Genomic DNA, 17,785 nt, shown 5'->3' with positions numbered 1-17,785 from the left:
TCGGGCCTGAGCGATTACGGGCGTTTGCGCCTTCGGCAGCACGGGCGCGCGGCCCTGTGCTTCTCCCACCTTTGCGCGTCGATTATAGCGCCCGGGGGGCTGCGGACGGCGTCCCCTGCGGCCGTGCGCGGCGCCGAATTGTTAACCTGAGCGTTCCGTCCCTCCGCCGCCCCCACGTGACCTCCCCGACGGCCCTGTCCGCTCCCGATCCCGATCCCGGTCCTCCCGACCCGGTCGTTCCAGCCGCCGTGGCATCGGCGTCCGACGACGTGTCCGTCGTCAGCCGCCTCCGCGACGTGTTCCGGCGCGAGCCGATGCTGCTGGTGACCTGCAGTTACCTGTTCGTGTCGGTCGTCGGGCTGTGGGACCTGTACTGGTTCTACCGCGGCTTCGACATTCCGATCCTGGAGTTCCTGCAGAGCAGCGACTACTTCGTGGCCGGGCTGCGCCGGCCGGCCTATGCAGGGCTGCTCGCGTGGACGCTGCTGGTGGCGGCGCTGTCGATCTGGCCGCAGCGCTGGCGCATGCGCCATCCCGAGCGCGCCGCGCGCCTGGACGGCCGCTGGTGGTTCCGCGTGGCCTTCCCCCGCCGCGGCGACTGGTGGGCGTACTTCGGCCTGCATCCTGAAACGATGGCGACCCTGACCGCGCTGGCCGTGATGGCGATGCTGCTCTTCCACCACGGTGGTTCGCGCGCCCTCTCCATCCGAGCCGGCGGCGGCAACCCGGTGCAGGTGGAGGGAAGCCGGGGTTCCATCGACGGCGACTGGCGCATGCTCGGAACCAGCAGCGCATACGTCTTCCTCTGGGAGCCTGCGCAACAGCGTGCGCTGGTATTGCCGGTCGAATCGATCGCGGGGATCCAGCCCGGCGGCGGGATCCCCGCGGCGGCTGGAGAAGGCGGGGCGACCCCGTCCTCGCCCGCAGGAGACCAGGGCCGATGACCTCGACGCGCGTTCCGCTCCGCCGCCTGGCGCTGCTGCTGGCCGGCCTGGCGATGTTCGGGCCGTTCTCGATCGACACGATCTTTCCCGCATTCCCGGCCATGGGGGCGGACCTGCGCGCCGACAAGCTGGCGATGCAGCAGACCATCAGCGTCTACCTCATCGCCTATGCGCTGATGAGCCTGGTGCATGGACCGCTGTCGGACATGTTCGGTCGCCGGCGCGTCATCCTCGGCGGGCTGGTGGTGTTCATCGCCGCCTCGGTCGGATGCGCGCTGTCGGAGAACCTGTTCACCCTGCTGGTCTTTCGCGCGCTGCAGGGACTGTCGGCGGGCGTGGGCCTGATCGTGGGGCGCGCGGTGATCCGCGACGTGCTGCATGGCGACGACGCGCAGCGGCTGATGAGCCAGGTCTCGATGATCTTCGGCGTGGCGCCGGCGATCGCCCCGGTGGTCGGGGGCTGGCTGCTGGGAGTGGGGCGCTGGCCGCTGATCTTCTGGTTCCTGGTCGGCTTCTCGCTGCTGCTGCTGCTGGCGACCTGGCGCTGGCTGCCCGAGACGCTGCCGCCGGACTCGCGGCTGGCGCCGTCGCCGAAACGGCTGCTGCGGGATTACGCCTGGATCGCGATCAACCCGCGCTTCCTGCGCCTGTCGCTGGCCGGCGCTCTGAACTTCTCCGCGCTGTTCCTCTACATCGCCTCGGCGCCGGCGTTCGTGCTCGACCTGCTGCGCCTGGACGAGCGCCAGTTCGGCTGGTTCTTCATCCCGATGATCAGCGGAATGATGCTGGGGGCATTCGTATCCGGCCGCGCGGCCGGTCGCATCAGCGGCACGCGCCTGGCCGGGGCCGGATTCGCGATCAGCGCCGTGGCGATGCTCGCCAACCTCGCCTACAGCGCGCTGGTGGAGGCGCCGTCCGTGCCCTGGGCGGTGCTGCCGATGGTGTTCAACGCCTTCGGCATCGCCCTGGTGTTCCCGATCGTCACTCTCACCATCCTCGACATGTACCCGCGCCAGCGCGGTTCGGCCTCGTCGCTGCAGGCCTTCGTCGGGCTGGTGCTCAACGCGGTGATCGCCGGCGTGCTCTCGCCGCTGGTCAGCCACGACCCGCTGCACCTGGCCGCGCTGGCGGCCGCGTTCATGCTGGCCGGCTGGGCCTTCTGGCGCTGGGAAGCGCGCCGTGGCCGGACTCCGCCGGACTGCCCACCGCCGCCGGAAGCGCTGGAGCCGACCGCCCAGGTGTGACCGGGCGGGCGTGGGCGGCTGCATCGCGGCGCCCGTTCCCGGCCGGCGCCGTTGCACCCCGGTCGCGACGCGCGGGCCCCGGATCGGGATCCTGCGCGCCGGGGCTCAGCGCGGACGCAGCGGCTGGGATCCGTTGCGGCGCTGCGGCGTAGTCGGCTGGACGTACAGGTACTGGCGGATGCTCGGAAAATCCACGTCGAAGCGCGAGTACCAGTCGATGTTGTTGCTGTTGGTGGTGCCGGTATTCGCGCAGGACGCATAGCCGCCGTGCAGGCCGCCGCGCAGGTAATACTGGCCGCCGTCGAGCGTGAACAGTCCTGATCCGCTACTGCCGCCCTCGGTCGTGCCCTGCAGCCAGCGCACCCCGTGCTCCACGTCATCGCTCCGTGCGGGAACATGCACGCCCGACGAGACCTTCTTCACGTCGCCAGCTGGGTGGTGGATGGCCAGCACCGAGACGCCCGAAGGCAGCACGTTGGCGTCCCAGCCGGCGAACGTCGCACCGGCCGGAGCCGCGTCGCGCAGCCGGAACAGGGCGCCGTCGGTGGCGGCGTTCGAGTACAGCAGGTCGGCGCCGCCGGTCAGCTGTTCGTATTCGCCCAGGGTGTTGGTGCTGCAGGTGCTGGATTCGTACTTCCAATAGGTATTGAGGGTGGCGGCGACATCGGCCGAATCGATGCAATGGGCCGCACTGTGGAACCAGGGAATCTGCGTGCTGTTGTCGATGTCGTTGAGCAGGGTGCCGGTGCACAGGTAGCTCCCGCCGGCCTTCTGGAAGACCATCCGCGCCACCGCGTCCCTTGCCACCCCGTAACCCTGGCCAAGCTCACCCACGCGACACACGGCGTTGACATTGCAACTGCCCGAACCGCCGACGTTCTTCAGGATCAGGAAGTCGTCGACGGCATTGGCCATCAGGTGGCTCAGGCGGGGCGCCTCGACCCGTACGTCCTCGGCACGCGCGCCTGACGGCAGCCACAGCTCCACGACCTGCCGCTCGCCGTCGGTCGCCGGGGTCCAGTACAGGCCGTCGTCGCCGGTCAGTGTCGCCGCCTGCGCCGCGGTGACCGTGGCCACGATGCGACCAGGCCGTGCAGAGCCGGCGAAGCGCAGTTCGGCGCGGGGATCCAGGCCGTCGAGACGCAGGCCGGCGCGGACGCCGTAGGCGAGCGGGGAGACGAATTCGATCCTGGCCACGGAGCTGCCGTCGGCGAGCTTGGTCCAACGCAGCAGCGGCAGCGCGCGCTCCGCCGATTCGCCCGCGGCCTCGCGGGCGATGCCGATCTGCAGCGGCTTGCCGACGCGCGAGTCGTTGGCCTGCTGCAGCGCGTGGATGCGCTGCGCCGACATCTCGCCATAGCGCAGGCGGGCCACCGGCGCGGTGGGCGCACGCCAGGCGGCAGTCGACGCCTGCACCGGCGTGCGGCTGGGTTCGGCCTGCACGCGAGGGCCGTCGGCGCCCGCGGCGGCGGCCGTGGCCATGGAAAGGCACAGCGAAAGCATGGTCCTGCGCATGAAGGCGTCCTGTGGTCCCCTGTCTGCGCGGATCATACGGCCAGCCGGGCCGCCGTGGGCGGCCCGGCCGCTTCCGGGCGTCAGCCGTTGCCGGGGGCGGCGCCCTTCGCCGGCGCCGGGTCTGCGGCGGCCGCCGCGGCCGGGGCCTGCCAGCCGCAGCTGCGGCCCTCGTTCTGCTGCCTGAGCCATTCCTGCAGCGGCGAGAAGTACTCGAGCACCGCCGAGGCATCCATCTGCTCGGTGCCGGTCAGTTCCTTCATCGTCTGCTGCCAGGGCTGGCTGTTGCCGCGCGAGAGCATCGCCCAGAACTTGCCGCCGCCGGCCTTGTTGCCGGCGAAGGTGCATTCGTACAGCGGACCCTGGTGGCCCGCGGCGTCGCACAGCGCCTTGTAGAACTGGAACTGCAGCACGTGCGAGAGGAAGTAGCGCGTGTACGGGGTGTTGCCCGGCACGTGGTACTTGGCGCCGGCGTCGAAGAAGTCCTCGCCGCGCGCGGTGGCCGGCGCCACGCCCTGGTACTTCGCCTTCAGGTCCCACCAGGCGGTGTTGTAGTTCTCCGGCGTGATCGAGCCGTCGAACACGCCCCAGCGCCAGCGGTCGATCATCAGGCCGAACGGCATGAACGCCACCTTGGCCAGGGCCATGCGCATCTGCGCGTTGATCAGCGCTTCCTGGCTGGGCTGCTGGTCGCCGACCAGGCCGATCGACTTCAGGTAGGCCGGCGTCATCGCCAGTTCGATGGTGTCGCCGATGGCCTCGTGGAACCCGTCGTGCGCGCCGCCCTGGAACAGCGGCGGCAGGTTGTTGTAGGCCAGGTAGTAATACACGTGGCCCAGCTCGTGGTAGATGGTGAAGAAGTCCTCCTCGTTGGGCTTGATGCACATCTTGGTGCGCACGTCCGGCGACTTGCCGTCCTCGCCGCCCATGTTCATGTCCCAGGCGCTGGCGTGGCAGACCACGTCGCGGTCGCGCGGCTTGATGAACTGGGTCTTCTGCCAGTAGCTCTCCGGCAGCGCGGGCATGCCCAGCGAGGTGTAGAACTCCTCGGCCTGGCGGGTCATCTGCTGGGCATGCTCGAGCTGCGCCTTGCGCACCACTTCCACGCGCCGGTCGGTGTCGATCAGCGCGTTCTCGCGCGCGAGGTGGTCGTTGAGCACGGACTGGTACTGGCGCTGCAGCGCGCCGCCGACGTCGAGGCTGCCGGCCTGCTGCTCGCCGTAGGGCGCCAGCACGTCCCACAGGTTGCCCCAGTCCTGCTGCCACATGTTGCCCATCAGGTGCGCCGGCAGCAGGCCGTCGACCGAACCGCGGCCCGGGTACTGCGCCTCCAGGCGGGTGCGGGCGTAGCAGTGCAGCTGCTCGTACAGCGGCTTGACCTGGCCCCAGAGGCGGTCGGTCTCGGCGGCAAGTTCGACCGGCGACATGTCGTAGCCGGCCCGCCACATCTCGCCGGTGTTGGCGTATCCGAGTTCGCGCGAACCTTCGTTCACCAGCTCGACGAAGCGGGTGTAGTCCTCGCGCATCGGCCGGGCGATGGTGTGCCAGCCCTGCCAGGCGTCGAGCTGGGCGTCGTAGTCGCGGCTCTTGGCCAGCACCTCCTCCAGCTCGCCCAGCTGGCGGCAGCTCTGGCTGTCGCCAGCGGCCTTGCAGTAGGTGCCGGCGCCGTACATGCCCTCCATCTTCGTGGCGATGCGGGTCAATTCGGACAGGCGCGCCGGGTCCTTGGGCGCGGGCATCGCGGTGCCCAGCTTGAGCAGGGTGATCGCGCGCGCGGTCTCGGGCGACATCTGCTGGCCTTCGAACTTCTTCGACTGTTCGATCCAGCTGTTGAGCGAGGTCAGGAACTTCTCGTTGGCCTTGGCCGCGAGCAACTGGCTGTCGTCGTTGATGTACGTGCTCGACAGCCACTGCGCGGCGGTGAGTTCCGGATACATGGCCTTGAGCTCGGCGTTGACCCGCGCCACGAAGGCGTCGGCGGTCTCGTCGGCCGGGGCGCCGGCGGTGGCGACGGGTTGCGCGGCGTCGGGCGTGGCCGTGGGTTCGCGCTTGCAGGCGGACAGGGCGAGGCTGGCGCCGATGGCCAGGGCGAGCAGGGCGTGGCGATGGTTCACGATGGGATCCGTCAGGCGCAGGATGCGGTGCGGGCAGGCTAGAGCGCGGCCCGCGCCCGGGCAAGTGCGGGACGGGTCAGGGCGTCACGAGCCGTCGCTGCGCGTCCACCAGGCCGCGCGCGCGCAGCCACTCCCAGGCCTGGTCGGCGTCGTGTTCGAAGTACGCGTGCGCGCTGCCGAGGCGGAAGGTATAGCCCCAGGCGTCCATGTCGGCGAGCACGCGCTCGCGGCCGACGCCGGGCAGGGCGTCGCCGAGCAGGGCCTGCAGCACGCACACCGCGTCTTCTTCGGCCACCGAATCGGTCGCGTCGGTGTGTACCGCCTGGCGGCGCTCTTCCGGCAGCACGATCAGGTGGCCGGCCTCGTGCAGCATCGAGTGCACCGGCGTGTCGCCGCGCACGTAGACGTCACTGCCGATGATGCCGGCCTCGCACTCGCCCCAGTAGCTGCCGGGGATGGTCGCGCCGTCGTCGAGCAGGTGCAGCGCCAGTCCGTAACCGCGCAACAGCGCCTGCGCGTCTGCGAAGGCGATTTCGCGCAGCAGCAGCACTGGACGCGGGCCTGGCGTGTCGTGGTCGGTCATGCGCAAGAAGCCCCATCCCGGTTCGGGATGGGGCGGAAATCACGATTGCGGGCGCAGCCGGATCAGGCCGTGGCCGGCCGGTCTTCGGGCAGTGCCACGGAGATGTCGAGCACGTCGTGTTCGCCGTCCTTGACCAGGTCCACCTTGACCGCGTCCACGTCCACGCTCACGTACTTGCGGATCACCTCGAGCAGTTCGCGCTGCAGCAGCGGCAGGTAGTCGGGCGCACCGCGGCTGGTACGCTCCTGCGCCACGATGATGCGCAGGCGGTCCTTGGCGATCGCGGCGGTGTTCTGCTTGGGCTTGAGGAAATCGAACAGTCCCATGCCTCAGCTCCCGAAGAGCTTGCTGAAGAAGCCCTTCTTCTCGGCCTGGGTGAAGCGCATCGGCCGGTCTTCGCCGAGCAGGCGGGCGACCGCGTCGTCGTAGGCCTGGCCGGCGCTGGATTCGCTGGCCAGGATGACGGGTTCGCCCTTGTTGGACGCGTCGAGCACGTCGCTCGACTCGGGAATCACGCCGATGGTCTTGATGCCCAGCACTTCCTCGACGTCGGCGATGGAGAGCATCTCGCCGCGCTCGACGCGCGCCGGGTTGTAGCGGGTGAGCAGCAGGTATTCCTGCACGCGCTCGCCGGCCTCGGCCTTGCGGGTCTTCGACGAGAGCAGGCCGAGGATGCGGTCGGAGTCGCGCACCGAGGAGACTTCCGGATTGACCACCACCACCGCGCGGTCGGCGAAGTACATCGCCAGGAACGCGCCCTTCTCGATACCGGCGGGCGAGTCGCACAGGATGTAGTCGAAGCCGTCCTCGGACAGGTCCTTGAGCACCTTCTCCACGCCCTCGAGCGTCAGCGCGTCCTTGTCGCGCGTCTGCGAGGCGGCCAGCACGTACAGGTTGTCGAAGCGCTTGTCCTTGATCAGCGCCTGCTTGAGCGATGCCTCGCCCTGGACCACGTTGACGAAGTCGTACACCACGCGGCGCTCGCAGCCCATGATCAGGTCGAGGTTGCGAAGGCCGACGTCGAAGTCGATGACCGCGACCTTCTTGCCGCGCCGCGCCAGGCCGTTGGCCAGGCTGGCGCTGCTGGTGGTCTTGCCGACGCCTCCCTTGCCCGAGGTGACCACGATGATTTCTGCCAAAACACGTCTCCTGTGTGTGCCGCCGTCAATCGAGTGCGGCGATCTTGAGTTCGTCGTTGTCGAGCCAGACCTGCACCGCCTTGCCGTGCAGCTCCTTCGGAATATCTTCCAGCACTTTGTAATGGCCGGCCACGGCCACGAGCTCGGCGTGGAAGGCGCGGCAGAAGATGCGCGCCTTCGCGTTGCCCTGGGCCCCGGCCAGGGCGCGGCCACGGAGCGGACCGTAGATGTGGATCGAGCCGTCGGCGATCACTTCGGCGCCGGCGCCGACCTGGGACAGTACGGTCAGGTCGCGGTTCTCGGCGTACAGCTGCTGGCCCGAGCGCACCGGCGCCGCCTGGACCAGGCCCGGGGCGGCGGAATCGGGGCGCGGCGCCGGTGCTGGCGCGGACGCCGCAGCCGCAGGGCGCTGGGCCGGAGGCGGGGCAGGTTCCGCAACCGGCGGAGTCTCAGGACATCCTGCGACAGGCTCGTACTGGGCCCGGAACCGGGCCAGCACCGGCAGGCCGATCTCGACCGCCAGCTTCTCGTTCTCGCTGCTGCCCCAGGCCAGCGCGACCGGCAGCACGCCGGCTTCGCGCAGCGCTTCGACCAGCGCCCGGGCGGTGGCCGCGTCGGGGGTGCCGGCCAGGCCGCCGAAGTCGAGGATCACCGCCGCCCGCGCAAACAGCTTCGGGGCGCGGGCGACGCGGCTGCGCATCTCCTCGGCCAGGCGCGGGATGTCCAGGGTGCGCACGCGCAGGTTGGCGATGCCGACCTGGCCGATCTTGAGCTCGCCGGCCTGCTCGAAATCCATCGCCGCGCTCATGCGGCGGAGGACTCGGCGACGGCCACGCGGGGACGCAGCAGCCAGGGTTCGTCGGGCAGCTCCTCGCCGTAGGTGTCGCGCACCCAGGCGTGGCTGCACATGTCCTTGGCCATCATCGAGGCGCGGATGCCGCTCTCGGGCATGACGTGCTGGCCGATCTCGCGGAAACCGAAGCTGCCGTGGAACAGGCGCACGGGGTCGGCGTCGTGCTCGAGGAACACCTCGCAGGTCAGCAGCGGGTAGCGCAGTTCGGCGTAGCTCTGCGCGTCGGCATAGAAGGCGCGACCCACGCCGCCGCCGCGACGGCGGCTGGCCACCACGATGCGGTCGATGTAGAAGAAGCGCTCGCAGTGCGCCCGGAACCAGTGGAAGTTGCTGCTGTCGTGCTCGGCGTCCGAGCCGAGGCCGACCAGGAAGCCGGCGAGGGTGCCGTCGCGCTCGGCGACGCGGAAGTATTCGGCGGTGTCGTGGAACCTGCGGATGCGCGCCGCGTCCAGCGGCAGGATCGTCGGGCCAGCGGCGTTGTTGAGGGCGAGGATGGAATCCAGCTCGTGCTCGCGCACGTCGCGGATGACGATCGACATTCCTGACTCCAGAAGACTTGCGGGTGCTGCCTGGCCGCAGGTGGCAAACGGCGGGGGCGTCATGCGACGGCCAGCACGGATTATCGCATGGCCTTCCGCCCGGGGGCGACCGCGCGGCGGCTCTGCCGCATGACTTCCGAGGGGGTCGCCGGGCCGCCGAATGCGCCTACCATGGGCCATGCTGTCCCGCCTCGACCATGCCCGCCTGCTGCGCTACGCCGGCCTCTTCACCTGGGTGGTGATGCTGCTGCCGCTGTGGGTGATTTCCGGTCCGGTCGACGAGGCCGAGCCGCTGTCCAGCGTGGGCGCGGGCTGGAACGCCTGGTTCGCGTGGGGACTGTTCGGGTTCAGCTTCGCCTGGCTCACCCGGGCGCTGGACTCGCGCCGGGTCAGCCTGCCCGACTACGTGCTGCTGGTGGTGATGATCGGCAGCGCGGTGGCGCTGAGCTACTACAGCAATACCGGCCTGGGCGTGCTGCTGCTGATGGTGGCGGCCTGCGTGCTGCCGTGGCTGCTGCCGCTGCCGGTGAGCATCGCCGCGCTGGTGGTCAGCGTGTTGCTGGTGGTTCCGGTGTACGTGCGCGCCATCGGCTTCTCGCTGCTCGAGGCGGTGATGCAGTCGATGCTGTACGTCGGCTTCAACTGCTTCGTGTTCGCCACCGGCTACGTGGCCCGCCAGCAGGTGCTGGCCCGCGACGAGCAACGGCGGCTGAACGCCGAACTGCGCGCGACCCGGGCGCTGCTCGCCGAGAGCGTGCGCGTGAACGAGCGCACCCGCATTTCCCGCGAACTGCACGACCTGCTGGGCCACCACCTGACCGCGCTGAGCCTGAACCTCGAGGTGGCCAACCACCTGGTCAGCGGCCAGGCCCAGGAACACGTCGGCCAGGCCCATACCCTGGCCAAGCTGCTGCTCAGCGACGTGCGCGAGGCGGTCAGCCGGCTGCGCGACGACGACGCCATCGACATGCGCGCCACGCTGCTGCCGCTGGCCGACAACGTGCCGGGCCTGCGCATCGACATGGACATGCCGCAGACCTTCCTGGTCGACGATCCCGAACGCGCCCACGTGTTGCTGCGCTGCACCCAGGAGATCATCACCAATGCCGTGCGCCACGCCGAGGCCAGCCTGCTGCGGCTGCGCTACCGGCTCGACGGCGACGCGGTACTGCTGGAAGCCCGCGACGACGGCCGCGGCGCCGACGGCGCCACCGCCGGCAACGGCCTGCTGGGCATGCGCGAGCGGCTGGCCGCGCACGGCGGCAGCCTGCAGGTGGAGACCTCCCCCGGTCGCGGCTTCACGGTCCGCCTGCGCCTGCCCATGGACGGCGGCGTGGTGGTCATCGACACCATCCGTCCGGCCGAGGCCGGCGACCAAGACCCTTCCATCAAGATCCGACCCCTGGAGGTCCCATGATCCGCGTCTGCCTGGTCGACGACCAGACCCTTGTCCGGCAGGGCATCCGTTCGCTGCTGGCGCTCGACGGTGGAATCGAGGTGATCGCGGAAGCCGGCGACGGCAAGCAGGCGGTGGAGCTGATCCCCGAGATCCGGCCCGACGTCGTGCTGATGGACATGCGCATGCCGGTGATGTCCGGCCTGGAGGCCCTGCAGGCCCTGTCGAAGGCCAACCAGCTGCCCCCGACCATCATCCTCACCACCTTCGACGACGACCAGCTGGTGCTGGCCGGAATGAAGGCTGGCGCCAAGGGCTACCTGCTCAAGGACGTGTCGCTCGAGCAGCTGGTAGGCGCGATCCGCACCGTGGCCGAGGGCGGGTCGCTGGTGCAGCCGGCCGTCACCCAGCGCCTGCTCTCGGGGTTGGAGCACATGCGCAACGACTTCGTCAGCCTCGACCGGCCCGATCCGCTCACCGACCGCGAGACCGAGATCCTGCGCCTGATGGCCGGCGGCTTCTCCAACAAGGAAATCGCCAACTCGCTGGGCGTGGCCGAGGGCACGATCAAGAACCACGTGTCGAACATCCTGTCCAAGCTTGGCGTCCGCGACCGTACCCGCGCCGTGCTCAAGGCCTTCGAGCTGCAGCTGGTCTGACGGGGACAGGATGCCCGGCCCGCCGCAGCGCGGCGGGCGTTCGCCGGCAGCGCGAGGCGGTGCCTCGCAAGCGCTGCCGGCTCACCCTGTCCAAGCCTGGCGTCCGCGACCGTACCCGCGCCGTGCTCAAGGCCTTCGAGCTGCAGCTGGTCTGACCGGGACAGGATGCCCAGCCGGCCGCAGCGCGCGGGCGTTCGCCGGCAGCGCGAGGCGGTGCCTCGCAAGCGCTACCGGCTCACCCTGTCCAAGCCTGGCGTCCGCGACCGTAGCCGCACCGTGCTCAAGGCTTTCGAGCTGCAGCTGGTCTGACCGGGACAGGATGCCCGGCCCGCCATAGCGCGGCGGGCGTTCGCCGGCAGCGGGAGGCGGTGCCTCGCAAGCGCTACCGGCTCACCCTGTCCAAGCCTGGCGTCCGCGACCGTAGCCGCGCCGTGCTCAAGGCCTTCGAGCTGCAGCTGGTCTGACCGGGACAGGATGCCCGGCCCGCTGCAGCGCGGCGGGCGTTCGCCGGCAGCGGGAGGCAGTGCCTTGGGAGCGCTGCCGCCCTACCAGACGGGAGTGGACAACGCGCTGCGCGGTGCTCGACCGATCCGGACCATGCCGTCTGCCCAAAGCAGCCGGACGGGGCGTCTTCACGGCGAACAAACTGCCGCCCCGGCACCGGCATGCGTGGCGTTCCCGGCGCCTGCCGCCAGCGCCGCCGGTTGCGCCCGCAACCGACCCCTGAGCGCGGCCCGGGGCGGAACGGCCGTTTTCGACTCGCCCCGCGCGGGGCGTTCTTGATAGGATTGGCCACTTGCGCCTGCCTCGGCAGGGATTGGTCCCGGAGAACCCTGAATGACCCGTTTGCTCGAGATCCTGATTTCAACGGCGATCGTCGCCGTGCTGTTCGTGCTCGTCGCGCTGTTCCTTCCCTCGAGCCGCACGATCACCGAACAGGTCGAGACCAATCGGCGCCAGGCCATCGTGTTCGACACCCTCAACAGCTTCAAGCGCTTCAAGGACTGGAATGCGCTGACCATGCGCGACCCGGCCGCCAAGCTGGAACTGTCCGGCCCCGAGTCGGGCGTGGGCGCCCGCCTGGACTACGCCTCCGAAGCGCGCGCGCTGGGCGAGGGCAGCTGGGAGATCGTCGAGAGCGAGCCCGACAGCCGCATCGTCTACCGGCTGGAAAACCCGGATCGCGGCGAGAACAAGCGGATGGAGGTCAACCTCAAGCCGACGGGTCGCGGCGGCCGCAACATCCAGATCACCCAGCGCTACGACGTCGACTACGGCTGGAACCTGCTGGGCCGTTACGCCGGCCTGTACGTGCGCGGCCATGTCGGCGAGGACATGAAGCTCGGCCTGGGCAAGCTGACCAGCATGCTGGCTGGCGTCCCCAACGTCGACTATCGCGCCGACGGCGTGCCGCTGACCAACCTGGCGGTGGTCGATGTGCCGGCGGAAAACCTGCTGGTCGTCTCCGCGGGCGCCGTCGAGCGCAACAACGAGAAGATCAAGCAGTCGATGAAGTCCAACAGCGAGTGGATCAAGCGCACCATGGACGCCAACGGCCTGGTGGCCGCCGGCCCGCTGCGCATCGTGTCCACCGAACTGGGCCGCGAGAACTACACCTTCGACGTGGTGCAGCCGGTGCGCCGCAAGGCCGCTGGGGCCGCCGCGGATGCCGAAGCGGCGACCGCGGAAGAAGGCGAAGGCGAGGAGGGTGCGCAGCCGGTGGCGCAGGCCCCGGCGGTCGACGAGGGCGAGCTCGAGGTCAAGATCCCCGACGGCGCGCCGGTCGAGTACGTGCGCACCCAGGCCGGCAAGGCCGCCACGGGCGACTACGTCGGCTACATGGCCGAGCTGGAGAACGTGCGCAACGCGGTGCGCGCCTGGGCGATGACCCACGGCTACGAGGTCACCGACCGTCCGTACGAGATCTACAAGAACGGCATCGATTCGGCCTTCACCGCCGACGGCCAGTTCCAGGTGTTCTGGAAGCTCAAGCAGTAAGACGCCGGTCCTTCGTGATCGTGTCCGTCGCGCGCCGCATCCCCGGATGCGGCGCGCTGCGTTTGGGGAGTCCGGGACGGTGAGCAGTGACAGAGGGCAGGGCCAGGGACGCTGGCTGCGGGCCGCCGGTGCGCTGCTGGCGGGTGCGTCGGTGGCGCTGGCCGCCTATGCCTCGCATGCGGGTAACCCGGCCACGCGCGGCAACCTGGAGATCGCCGCGCTGTTCGGCTTCGGCCATGGCATCGCGCTGGCCGCGCTGGCGCGGGGCACGCTGTCGCGGCTGGCCTCGGTCGGACTGGCGATGCTGCTCTCGGGCACGCTGCTGTTCGGAGGCGCGCTGCTGGGCAAGGCCCTGGCGGGCACCACGTCCGCGCCCGCGCCCATCGGCGGGATGCTGATGATCGGCGGTTGGCTGGTGCTGGCCGCGGCGGCCCTGCGGGACTGAACCGCAGCGCGTCGCGGTGGCGTGCCGCGGATCGCATTGCGGTGCCGGGGCGTGCGTCGCCGTGCCGCGGCACGGCGTGGGTGTCACGCCTCGGCGGCAGGCCGCCGGTAGCGCCAGTGCCAGGGCTCGTACACGATTCCGTGCGGATTGCCGCGCGGGTAGCTCATCGCGAATCCGAACCCTGCGGCGTGCCGCTGCAGCCAGGCGAACGCCGCGGTCTGCTCGAAGGATTCTTCCGCCGGTGGCTCTCCCGGCGCCCCGATGTCCAGCGCGTCGCCCGAATGGTGTTCGCTGAAACCGGGGGCGGCGTTGACCTTGAGAATCTCCGCGAGCGCCAGCCCGCGCGCGCGCTTGCGCTCGAAGATCCCGAGCTGGTAGTCGTGGCTGCGATAGCCGGAAATCGCATCCAGCGCCACGCCCTCGCGCGCCGCGGCCAGGTGCATCCGGGTCCAGGCGCGCGCGGCGTCGGCCCGCAGCCAGAGCGGGCGCCGGTAGCGGTCGAAGCCCGCCAGCGCCAGCTGCGCGGGTTCGGGCACCAGCGGCAGCCCGCAGTCGTCCGCGTAGGCGCCGGCTTCCAGCCCCAGCGCGTCGAGCCGCTCGGCCAGGCGGTGCAGTGGCAGCGTGCCGGCACGCGAGTGGGCGCGCGGCGGATCGTCGAGCAGGTCGAGCGCGTCATCCAGGCCGGGTTCGCGCGATAGGCGCGGCTGCAGCGGCATCAGGCCCTCGGGCAGCACGGCGGCGAGATAACCCCCGTCGCGCTTGCGGCGCAGGACGTGGGTGGCGCGCGCCAGGGTCCGCGCATCGCCGCTGGCGCGGGCGCGCAGCAGCCAGGCTGGCCACAACTCGATGTCGGGCGTGTTGAGCAGGGTACGGAGCGGCGTGCGCATCGCCGCAGCTTATCGGTGCGGTGGCGGGCTCGCCAGTTCGCGCAGGCGATCGAGCAGTTCGCGCGGCCGCTCCGGGCTGAGCAGGAGCACGCGGCCGTCGCGCTGCGGCAGCACCAGCACGCGGTCGGTGGCGGTGAGCAGGCAGAACGCGCGCTTGCGGTTGCGCAGCAGGTAGTGGCCGGCGCGATAGGTCGGCAGCCCGAAGCGGTTGAGCCCCAGCATCGGCCTGTAACCGGTGTGCTCGGCCAGGTCGACGATCCGTGCCTGCACCAGGTCCAGCGCATCGAGCGCGACGCGGCGGGTATGGAACGCGGCGGCCACCACCAGCTCGCGGCCTTCGATGGCGATCCTGCGCCGGCGCAGGGCCAGCCACGGCACGACCAGAATGAGCGCCAACATGAAGGGGGCCAGCAACGAGCCGGGCGCCGGCGTGGCGACCCGCGACGCATGCAGCCATGCGCCGGCGAGCAGGGCCAGCGACGGCACCAGCAGCCACAGCCAGGCGACCCGCGACAGCGGGCTCACGGCAAACTCCTGGCGCGTCATCCGGCCGTCCTCCACGTCATCCCCGCGCCAGGCCGCATCGGCCCGGCGGTTGGGGTCCGCGACTGGCAGCGGCGGCGGCGCATCTCAGACCGCCTTCTTCAAATACAGGCGCACCGAGTCGACCGCGTTGGTGTGGCTGACCGCCACCAGCTCCCAGCCCTGGCGCGAGTGCCGGTCGAGCTCTTCCTGGATCTTCTCGGTGAGCTTGCGGTTGAACAGGGTGGTGGTGATCTCGACCACCTTGTGTTCCCAGCGCTGGCTCATGGCTGTTCCTCTCCTTCGCCCGGTTCCCTCGGCGGATTCGGCAGCCGCCCTGCCTTGCGCAGCGCGTCGCGCAGCACGTATTCGATCTGCGCGTTGAGGCTGCGCAGTTCGTCGTCGGCCCACTTCTGGGCCGCGGCCAGCACGTCGGCGTTGATCCGCAGCGGATAGGCCTTGCGCTCGGCCATCAGTCCCGCCTCCGGCCGCGCAGGTGCAGCAGCATCGACACCAGCAGGACGTTGACCACGACCACCATCAGCAGCGCCACAGCGGTCGCGCCGCCGCGGCCGCCCGCGAAGTACAGTCCGATCGCGCCGGCGAACATCGCCAGCGCGATCCCGGCCCAGCGCAGTGCCAGCCCGCGCGCCTTCGGATCGACCGCCGCCGCGCGCGCCTGCCAGGCGGCGATGCCCAGCGCGGGCAGCGCGGTGAGCGCGATCAGCAGCGGGCCGAGGGCATCCATGGCGCTCAGTACAGCGAGCCGGTATTGACGATGGGCTGGGTGCTGCGGTCTCCGCACAGCACCACGAGCAGGTTGCTGACCATCGCCGCGCGACGCTCCTCGTCGAGCTTGACCGTGCCGCTCTTCTCCAGCTCGGCCAGGGCCATTTCGACCATGCCCACCGCGCCGGCCACGATGCGCGTGCGCGCGGCGATCACGGCGTTGGCCTGCTGGCGCTGCAGCATCGCCTGGGCGATCTCCGGCGCGTAGGCCAGGTGGCTGATGCGCGCTTCCAGCACGTCCACGCCGGCGGCGGTCAGGCGCTCGTCGAGCTGCTCCTTGAGCCGGTCCGAAATCTCGACCGGGTGGCTGCGCAGCGAGATCTGCCCGTCCTCGTGCTGGTCGTAGGGATAGCTGGTGGCCATCGCGCGCAGCGCCGCCTCGGACTGGATGTGGACGAAGCTCTCGTAGTCGTCGACGTTGAACACCGCCTCGGCCGAGTCCACCACGCGCCAGACGATCACCGAGGCGATCTCGATCGGCGAGCCGTCGAGCTCGTTGACCTTGAGCTTGCCGCTCTCGAAATTGCGCACCCGCAGCGAGACCTTCTTCTTGCTGTAGAAGGGGTTGTTCCAGCGCAGCCCGTTTTCCTTCACCGTGCCCACGTACTTGCCGAACAGGCTCAGCACCGCGGCCTGGTTGGGTTCGACCATGTACAGGCCGAGCAGGCAGAACAGGGCGAGCAGTCCGGCCAGGCCGGCGAGCACGGCCTGCAGGGGCGAACCGCCGGAGTCGACGAGCACCCAGCCTGCGGCCAAGGCGGCGGCGAGCAGCGCGAGCAGCGCCGGGATGCCGGGCAGCGAACGGATCGGGTTCTCTTTCATGGTGGTCTCCGCGTCCCCATCGGACGATTGGAAGATATCAAACTGATATCAGATGGCAAGTGCCGGGTGGCGGCCGCCGGCGCCCCTAGAATGGGCGCCCCCTGTTCGCCGGACCCCGCCATGCCCCGCCTCGGAACTCCGCTGTCCCCTTCGGCCACCCGCGTGCTGCTGCTCGGCTCGGGCGAACTGGGCAAGGAAGTGGCGATCGAGCTGCAGCGGCTGGGAGTGGAAGTGATCGCGGCCGACCGCTATGCCGATGCCCCGGCGATGCAGGTGGCCCATCGCAGCCACGTGCTGGACATGCTGGATCCGGCCGCGCTGTCCGCCCTGATCGAACGCGAGCGCCCGCACCTTGTGGTGCCGGAGATCGAGGCGATCCACACCCCGACCCTGGTGGCGCTGGAGCGGGACCGCGGCCAGCGCGTGGTGCCGACCGCGCGCGCGGCCTGGCTGACCATGGACCGCGAGGGCATCCGCCGGCTTGCCGCCGAGACACTCGGCCTGCCGACCTCGCCCTACCGCTTCGTCGACACCGAGGCCGAATACCGCGAGGCCGTCGCCGCGATCGGCCTGCCCTGCGTGGTCAAGCCGGTGATGTCGTCCTCGGGCAAGGGCCAGAGCACGCTGCGCAGCGAGGCCGACATCGGCCCGGCCTGGGACTATGCGCAGACCGGCGGGCGCACCGGCGCGGGCCGCTGCATCGTCGAGGGCTTCATCGACTTCGAATACGAGATCACCCTGCTGACCGTGCGCCATGCCGGCGGCACCTCGTTCTGCGCGCCGATCGGCCACCTGCAGCGCGACGGCGACTACCGCGAGAGCTGGCAGCCGCAGCCGATGTCGCCGCGTGCGCTGGAGCGTGCGATGGAGATCGCGCGCGCGATCACCGGCGACCTCGGCGGCTGGGGCGTGTTCGGCGTGGAGCTGTTCGTGAAGGGCGACGAGGTGTGGTTCAGCGAAGTCTCGCCGCGCCCGCACGACACCGGCCTGGTCACCCTGGTGTCGCAGGACCTCAGCCAGTTCGCCCTGCATGCCCGCGCCATCCTCGGCCTGCCGGTGGGCGCGGACGATGGTGCCTTCGTTCCGCAGCGCGGTCTCTCGGCCTCGAGCGCGATGCTGGCCCAGGGCCACGGCGTGCCGGTGTTCGGCAACGTCGCGGCCGCGCTGCGCGCGCCCGACACCGCGCTGCGCCTGTTCGGCAAACCGCGCGTGGAAGGCCAGCGCCGCGTCGGCGTGACCCTGGCGCGCGCGGAATCGATCGAGGCGGCGCGCGCCGTCGCGCGCGATGCGACCGCGGCCGTTACCATCGAGCTGGAGTAGCGCCCCGGGCGCGCCGCGT

21 protein-coding genes and 2 pseudogenes are annotated in these 17,785 nt (G+C 70.5%); 10 read left to right on the top strand and 13 right to left on the bottom strand.

Going from position 1 to position 17,785, the window contains the following annotated elements; translation table 11 throughout:
* Window positions 1-248: 248 nt before the first annotated feature.
* Window positions 249-944, top strand: a complete 696-nt coding sequence (locus ACFQ2D_RS12510; RefSeq protein WP_386795670.1) for a hypothetical protein — start codon at window positions 249-251, stop codon at window positions 942-944.
* On the top strand, window positions 941-2,188 hold the full coding sequence (locus tag ACFQ2D_RS12505) for a multidrug effflux MFS transporter (protein WP_280943934.1): 1,248 nt from the start codon (window positions 941-943) through the stop codon (window positions 2,186-2,188). The genes ACFQ2D_RS12510 and ACFQ2D_RS12505 overlap by 4 nt, the downstream gene beginning before the upstream one ends.
* Window positions 2,189-2,293: 105 nt before the next feature.
* On the opposite strand, the gene ACFQ2D_RS12500 is transcribed toward ACFQ2D_RS12505, so the two are convergent.
* From ACFQ2D_RS12500 to ACFQ2D_RS12470, 7 genes are all read right to left on the bottom strand, one after another.
* Window positions 2,294-3,703: a trypsin-like serine peptidase gene (locus tag ACFQ2D_RS12500; RefSeq protein WP_280943933.1), complete on the bottom strand. Its 1,410-nt coding sequence runs from the start codon at window positions 3,701-3,703 to the stop codon at window positions 2,294-2,296.
* An 80-nt stretch (window positions 3,704-3,783) separates the two neighbouring features.
* Window positions 3,784-5,814: a M2 family metallopeptidase gene (locus ACFQ2D_RS12495; RefSeq protein WP_280943932.1), complete on the bottom strand. Its 2,031-nt coding sequence runs from the start codon at window positions 5,812-5,814 to the stop codon at window positions 3,784-3,786.
* Between the two features lie 76 nt (window positions 5,815-5,890).
* Window positions 5,891-6,397, bottom strand: a complete 507-nt coding sequence (locus tag ACFQ2D_RS12490; RefSeq protein ID WP_280943931.1) for a hypothetical protein — start codon at window positions 6,395-6,397, stop codon at window positions 5,891-5,893.
* Between the two features lie 62 nt (window positions 6,398-6,459).
* Window positions 6,460-6,723 (bottom strand): cell division topological specificity factor MinE, encoded by a 264-nt coding sequence (minE, locus tag ACFQ2D_RS12485; protein ID WP_280943930.1) that lies wholly within the window; start codon window positions 6,721-6,723, stop codon window positions 6,460-6,462.
* A 3-nt stretch (window positions 6,724-6,726) separates the two neighbouring features.
* On the bottom strand, window positions 6,727-7,536 hold the full coding sequence (minD, locus tag ACFQ2D_RS12480; RefSeq protein ID WP_280943929.1) for a septum site-determining protein MinD: 810 nt from the start codon (window positions 7,534-7,536) through the stop codon (window positions 6,727-6,729).
* 25 nt (window positions 7,537-7,561) lie between these two features.
* Window positions 7,562-8,344 carry a septum site-determining protein MinC gene (gene minC / locus ACFQ2D_RS12475; RefSeq protein WP_280943928.1) on the bottom strand — a complete coding sequence of 261 codons (783 nt, stop codon included), beginning with the start codon at window positions 8,342-8,344 and terminating at the stop codon, window positions 7,562-7,564.
* Window positions 8,341-8,928, bottom strand: a complete 588-nt coding sequence (locus ACFQ2D_RS12470; protein WP_280943927.1) for a GNAT family N-acetyltransferase — start codon at window positions 8,926-8,928, stop codon at window positions 8,341-8,343. Before ACFQ2D_RS12470 ends, minC begins: the two co-directional genes overlap by 4 nt.
* A 178-nt stretch (window positions 8,929-9,106) precedes the next feature.
* On the opposite strand from ACFQ2D_RS12470, the gene ACFQ2D_RS12465 reads away from it, so the two are divergent.
* The 7 genes and pseudogenes from ACFQ2D_RS12465 (at window position 9,107) to ACFQ2D_RS12440 (ending at window position 13,426) form a co-directional block, all read left to right on the top strand.
* Window positions 9,107-10,345 carry a sensor histidine kinase gene (locus ACFQ2D_RS12465; RefSeq protein WP_280943926.1) on the top strand — a complete coding sequence of 413 codons (1,239 nt, stop codon included), beginning with the start codon at window positions 9,107-9,109 and terminating at the stop codon, window positions 10,343-10,345.
* Window positions 10,342-10,983: a response regulator gene (locus ACFQ2D_RS12460; protein WP_280943925.1), complete on the top strand. Its 642-nt coding sequence runs from the start codon at window positions 10,342-10,344 to the stop codon at window positions 10,981-10,983. Before ACFQ2D_RS12465 ends, ACFQ2D_RS12460 begins: the two co-directional genes overlap by 4 nt.
* Before the next feature lie 86 nt (window positions 10,984-11,069).
* Window positions 11,070-11,138: pseudogene (locus tag ACFQ2D_RS17025) on the top strand (DNA-binding response regulator); the annotation flags it as partial.
* Between the two features lie 10 nt (window positions 11,139-11,148).
* A complete protein-coding gene (locus ACFQ2D_RS12455) occupies window positions 11,149-11,292 on the top strand; it encodes a transcriptional regulator (protein WP_280943924.1) in 144 nt (47 codons plus the stop codon).
* Window positions 11,293-11,378: 86 nt separating this feature from the next.
* Window positions 11,379-11,447: pseudogene (locus ACFQ2D_RS12450) on the top strand (DNA-binding response regulator); the annotation flags it as partial.
* A gap of 373 nt (window positions 11,448-11,820) precedes the next feature.
* Window positions 11,821-12,981, top strand: a complete 1,161-nt coding sequence (locus tag ACFQ2D_RS12445) for an SRPBCC family protein (protein WP_280943923.1) — start codon at window positions 11,821-11,823, stop codon at window positions 12,979-12,981.
* A gap of 79 nt (window positions 12,982-13,060) precedes the next feature.
* Window positions 13,061-13,426: a DUF423 domain-containing protein gene (locus ACFQ2D_RS12440; RefSeq protein WP_280943922.1), complete on the top strand. Its 366-nt coding sequence runs from the start codon at window positions 13,061-13,063 to the stop codon at window positions 13,424-13,426.
* A gap of 83 nt (window positions 13,427-13,509) precedes the next feature.
* Here the strand turns inward: ACFQ2D_RS12440 and ACFQ2D_RS12435 are convergent, their stop codons facing one another.
* The 6 genes from ACFQ2D_RS12435 to ACFQ2D_RS12410 all read right to left on the bottom strand — a co-directional run bounded on the left by ACFQ2D_RS12435 (window position 13,510) and on the right by ACFQ2D_RS12410 (window position 16,446).
* Window positions 13,510-14,313, bottom strand: a complete 804-nt coding sequence (locus ACFQ2D_RS12435) for a M15 family metallopeptidase (RefSeq protein WP_280943921.1) — start codon at window positions 14,311-14,313, stop codon at window positions 13,510-13,512.
* Window positions 14,314-14,322: 9 nt separating this feature from the next.
* Entirely contained in the window at window positions 14,323-14,838 is a 516-nt protein-coding gene (locus tag ACFQ2D_RS12430) for a hypothetical protein (protein WP_280943920.1), read from the bottom strand.
* Between the two features lie 105 nt (window positions 14,839-14,943).
* On the bottom strand, window positions 14,944-15,123 hold the full coding sequence (locus ACFQ2D_RS12425) for a DUF4177 domain-containing protein (RefSeq protein ID WP_280943919.1): 180 nt from the start codon (window positions 15,121-15,123) through the stop codon (window positions 14,944-14,946).
* The gene (locus tag ACFQ2D_RS12420) at window positions 15,120-15,308 is read right to left on the bottom strand and encodes an Arc family DNA binding domain-containing protein (RefSeq protein WP_280943918.1); all 189 of its coding nucleotides are present in this window, start codon (window positions 15,306-15,308) and stop codon (window positions 15,120-15,122) included. The genes ACFQ2D_RS12425 and ACFQ2D_RS12420 overlap by 4 nt, the downstream gene beginning before the upstream one ends.
* Window positions 15,308-15,583: a hypothetical protein gene (locus tag ACFQ2D_RS12415; RefSeq protein ID WP_280943917.1), complete on the bottom strand. Its 276-nt coding sequence runs from the start codon at window positions 15,581-15,583 to the stop codon at window positions 15,308-15,310. Before ACFQ2D_RS12415 ends, ACFQ2D_RS12420 begins: the two co-directional genes overlap by 1 nt.
* Before the next feature lie 5 nt (window positions 15,584-15,588).
* The gene (locus ACFQ2D_RS12410; RefSeq protein ID WP_280943916.1) at window positions 15,589-16,446 is read right to left on the bottom strand and encodes an SPFH domain-containing protein; all 858 of its coding nucleotides are present in this window, start codon (window positions 16,444-16,446) and stop codon (window positions 15,589-15,591) included.
* 120 nt (window positions 16,447-16,566) lie between these two features.
* Here ACFQ2D_RS12410 and purT point away from each other — a divergent pair, with 120 nt between their 5' ends.
* Window positions 16,567-17,766 carry a formate-dependent phosphoribosylglycinamide formyltransferase gene (gene purT, locus ACFQ2D_RS12405; RefSeq protein ID WP_280943915.1) on the top strand — a complete coding sequence of 400 codons (1,200 nt, stop codon included), beginning with the start codon at window positions 16,567-16,569 and terminating at the stop codon, window positions 17,764-17,766.
* Window positions 17,767-17,785 lie beyond the last annotated feature (19 nt).

It is taken from the genome of Luteimonas composti (assembly GCF_042678665.1).
Lineage (GTDB): Bacteria > Pseudomonadota > Gammaproteobacteria > Xanthomonadales > Xanthomonadaceae > Luteimonas > Luteimonas composti.
The sequence above is the reverse complement of the archived record's forward strand: the minus strand, read 5'-3'. Positions and strand labels throughout refer to the sequence as shown.